This is a genomic window from Streptomyces sp. NPDC001002, assembly GCF_053599215.1.
Window position 1 is genome coordinate 1 of record NZ_JBSFLV010000283.1, and the last position, 3,948, is coordinate 3,948.

Consider the following 3,948-nt stretch of genomic DNA (forward strand, 5'->3'; position numbering starts at 1 on the left):
CGTCGACCTCGATGACCACGGACCCGGCGAGGATGGGGATCTGACTGAGCGTCATCCGCCGCAGGCCGCTCGCGCCCGCTGCCGGGGCGGACGGTCACGCGTCGCCGTACGGGCGGGTACACAAAAGCCCGGATCGTCAGGCGGATATGCCGTCGATCCGGGCCACAGCGTCTTCCGCTCCGTACGGTTGCAAGTACGGCATCCAGCGCGGGTCCCTGTGTCCGGTCCCGATGATGCGCCAGGCCAGTCCGGAGGGTGGGGCGGGTTTGTGGCGCAGCCGCCAGCCGATCTCGAAGAGGTGTCGGTCGGCCTTCACGTGGTTGCAGCGGCGGCAGGACGCCACCACGTTGTCCCAGACGTGCTTGCCCCCGCGGCTGCGCGGAATGACATGGTCGACGCTGGTTGCGACGCCACCGCAGTACATGCACCGGCCCCCGTCACGCGCGAACAGCGCCCGCCGGGTAAGAGGAACGGGCCCCCGATAGGGAACCCGTACGAATCGCTTGAGCCGGACCACGCTGGGTGCGGGGACTGTGACGGTTGCGCTGTGCATAAAGGCGCCGGATTCCTCCAAGGCGACAGCCTTGTTCTCCAGGACGAGGACGAGCGCGCGGCGGAGCGGTACGACGCCGAGTGGCTCGTACGACGCATTGAGGACCAGGACGTGCGGCACGGATGCCTCCTTGTGCGTCGGCGGCGCGTGGCTCGCGCCGGGACGATCTGTAGCCAGTCTCCCCTCATGCCTGGTGGAAGCGCCACCATGTCCCGGTAACGGGCTGGGAGTGTTTTCGACCACATCCGGAGCATGCCCCGGACGGGGAATGCTTCATCCCACCTGTACTTCCCCGCGCGGGCACGGTCCCTCCCCGGAAGACGGCAACAATCCACACACGATGCCCCGATAGTGTGGTGGACCTGCCCCGCCGGTGACCTTTTCGTGACCTGAGAGCCCGAGACCTTGACCGCCGGCCGGTGGGGCGGAGGCTGCACCTGGAGGTACCTGCCGTGTCCTTGTCCGCCGTCCTACTGGCCGCCGGCCCGTCGCCGTCACCGACCCCCTCGGAGTCGACGACCCCGGCGGTGCCCTCGCTCCAGGACGCCCAGGAGAGCGCGACCAACGCCGCCAGCTGGGTCGAGCAGAACTGGTCCACCTGGCTGGCGATCGGTCTGCGGGTGCTGCTCATCCTGGTGATCGCCGGGGTGCTGAGAATCGTCGTGCGGCGGGCGATCACCAAGCTGATAGACCGGATGACCCGCACCGTGCAGGCGGTGGACGGCACCGCGCTGGGCGGTCTGCTGGTCAACGTCGAGCGGCGCCGGCAGCGGTCCCAGGCGATCGGCTCGGTGCTGCGATCGGTGGCGAGCTTCCTGATCCTCGGCACGGCCGCGCTGATGATCCTGGGCACCTTCCAGATCAACCTGGCGCCCCTGCTCGCCTCGGCCGGTGTCGCGGGCGTCGCGATCGGTTTCGGCGCCCGCAACCTCGTCACGGACTTCCTCTCCGGCGTCTTCATGATCCTGGAGGACCAGTACGGCGTCGGCGACCAGATCGACTCGGGCGTCGCCTCCGGCGAGGTGATCGAGGTCGGCCTGCGCGTGACCAAGCTGCGGGGTGACAACGGCGAGATCTGGTACGTCCGCAACGGCGAGATCAAGCGCATCGGCAACCTCTCTCAGGGCTGGGCGACCGCGGGCGTCGACGTGACCGTCAAGGCGTCCGAGGACCTCGACAAGGTCAAGGCCACCCTCGACGAGGTCGCCGAGAAGATGACCGCCGAGGAGCCCTGGAACGAGCTGCTGTGGAGCCCGATCGAGGTGCTCGGCCTGGACAGCGTCCTGCTGGACTCGATGGTCGTCCGGGTCACCGCCAAGACGATGCCCGGCAAGTCCCTCTCGGTCGAGCGCGAGCTGCGCTGGCGGATCAAGCGGGCCTTCGACGCGGCGGACATCCGTATCGTCGGCGGCGCCACGGCCCCCCTCGAAGACAGCGAGACGCCCGATCCGACGGCGGCCGTGGCGGCCCCCTCGGTGTACTCCAACGCGGACTCCCCGCAGGCGGCGGCCGCGTCGCCGATAGTCCAGCAGCGGCCCTCGACGCCCGCGAAGTAACCCGCCGGCGCGGAACCGCCCCCCAGGTAACGAGTCTGTTGCCTCGGGGGCGGTTTCTATTGACGCCCCCTTCGCACCGGGCTTACGTTCCTTTCCAGCCAATAGGAAACTTTCCTAACAGTGATCACCCGCCGACTGCGAACATGGTCGGGAACATGATCACCGGATGGACTTCCAGCGCAGGTCGCTGAGAAGCTGGGCAGTCGAAAGGCAGGTGTCGACCCACATGGCAGGAACAGCCGGCACGCCGGGCACCCCGCGCGTCCTGCGCGCCATGAACGACCGCGCCGCCCTGGACCTCCTCCTGGAGCACGGCCCGCTCTCCCGCACCCGGATCGGCAAGCTCACCGGCCTCTCCAAGCCGACCGCCTCCCAGCTGCTCGCCCGTCTGGAGGCGGCCGGCCTGGTGCTCGCCACCGGCACCACCGAGGGCCGCCCGGGCCCCAACGCCCAGCTCTACGAGGTCAATCCGACGGCCGCGTACGCCGCCGGGCTCGACGTCACCCCCGAGCGCATCCTGGCCGCGGTCGCCGACGTCACCGGCCGCACGGTGGGCTCGTACGAGCTGCCCACTCCGGGCCGGCGGCCGGTGCAGCCCGTGGTCCGGCAGGTCACCGACGCCCTCGACGGTGCCGTGAAGGCGGCCGGGCTGGCCCGGGACGAGGTCCACCGGCTCGTCATCGGCACCCCCGGCGCCTTCGACCCCAACACCGGCCGGCTGCGCTACGCCTCGCACCTGCCGGGCTGGCACACCCCGGCGCTGCTCGACGAACTCGCCGCCGCGCTGCCGATGCCGGTCGAGTACGAGAACGACGTGAACCTCGCCGCCGTCGCCGAACAAAGGCTCGGCGCGGCCCGCGGCCACGGGGACTTCGTACTGCTGTGGAACGAGGGCGGTCTCGGCGCCGCGCTCGTCCTCGGCGGGCGGCTGCACCGCGGCTGGACCGGCGGCGCCGGCGAGGTCGGCTTCCTGCCGGTGCCGGGCGCACCCCTGGTCCGGCAGGTGACCAAGGCCAACAGCGGTGGTTACCAGGAGCTCGCCGGTTCGCAGGCGATCCCCAAGCTGGCCCGGCAGTTCGGCGTCGAGGACATCCCCGCGGGCTCGACCACCGAGGTCGCCGCCGCCCTCGTCGCCCGGGCCGCGGAGACCGAAAGCGGCCCGGAACGGCGGCTGTTGGAGACGTACGCGACGCATCTCGCGACCGGTCTCGCCTCGCTGGTCTCCGTCCTCGACCCCGAACTCGTCGTCCTCAGCGGCGACTCGCTGACCTCCGGCGGCGAGACACTGCGCGCCCTGGTCCAGGCCGAGCTGGAGGAGCTGGCCGCCTCCCGGCCCCGGCTCGTCGTCGGCGACGTCACCGAACACCCCGTGCTGCGCGGCGCGTTGGAGAGCGCGCTCGCGACCACCCGCGACGAGGTCTTCGACACCTCGCGCTGAACCCCTCAAGCCCCACGCACCACGCCCCACCCGCCCCTCCCGTCCTCCTCTTTCTTCCCTCGCCCACCTCGCCCCGTCCCTGGGAGACCCTGCCATGCCCGGAATGTCCCGGAAAGCGGCCGTCGCTCTCGCCGCTTCCGCCTCCATCGCCCTGCTGGCCACCGCCTGTACCGGCCAGTCCTCCTCCGGCTCCGACGACGACGCCACCAAGGACACGACCATCAACTTCTGGCACGCCTGGAGCGCGCCGAACGAGGTGAAGGCCGTCAAGACGCTGGTCGCCGGCTTCGAGAAGGCCCACCCCAACATCCACGTCAACGTCGTCGGCAATGTCACCGACGACAAGATCAACCAGGCGCTGCGCGCGGGCGGCGACAAGGCCCCCGACGTGATCTCGTCGT

Annotated in this window: 3 protein-coding genes and 1 pseudogene; 3 read left to right on the forward strand and 1 reads right to left on the reverse strand. The window is 70.6% G+C overall.

Features of this window, described 5'->3' with window-relative positions; translation table 11 throughout:
• Positions 1 to 136: 136 nt before the first annotated feature.
• A complete protein-coding gene (locus ACWDR3_RS47360) occupies positions 137 to 673 on the reverse strand; it encodes an HNH endonuclease (RefSeq protein WP_124000013.1) in 537 nt (178 codons plus the stop codon).
• A 332-nt stretch (positions 674 to 1,005) separates the two neighbouring features.
• Here ACWDR3_RS47360 and ACWDR3_RS47365 point away from each other — a divergent pair, with 332 nt between their 5' ends.
• From ACWDR3_RS47365 to ACWDR3_RS47375, 3 genes and pseudogenes are all read left to right on the forward strand, one after another.
• On the forward strand, positions 1,006 to 2,109 hold the full coding sequence (locus ACWDR3_RS47365; RefSeq protein WP_450358888.1) for a mechanosensitive ion channel family protein: 1,104 nt from the start codon (positions 1,006 to 1,008) through the stop codon (positions 2,107 to 2,109).
• Positions 2,110 to 2,335: 226 nt separating this feature from the next.
• Complete coding sequence (locus ACWDR3_RS47370) at positions 2,336 to 3,547, forward strand: ROK family transcriptional regulator (RefSeq protein ID WP_450358889.1); 1,212 nt, start codon at positions 2,336 to 2,338, stop codon at positions 3,545 to 3,547.
• Between the two features lie 94 nt (positions 3,548 to 3,641).
• Positions 3,642 to 3,948 (forward strand): annotated as a pseudogene (locus tag ACWDR3_RS47375) (ABC transporter substrate-binding protein); the annotation flags it as partial.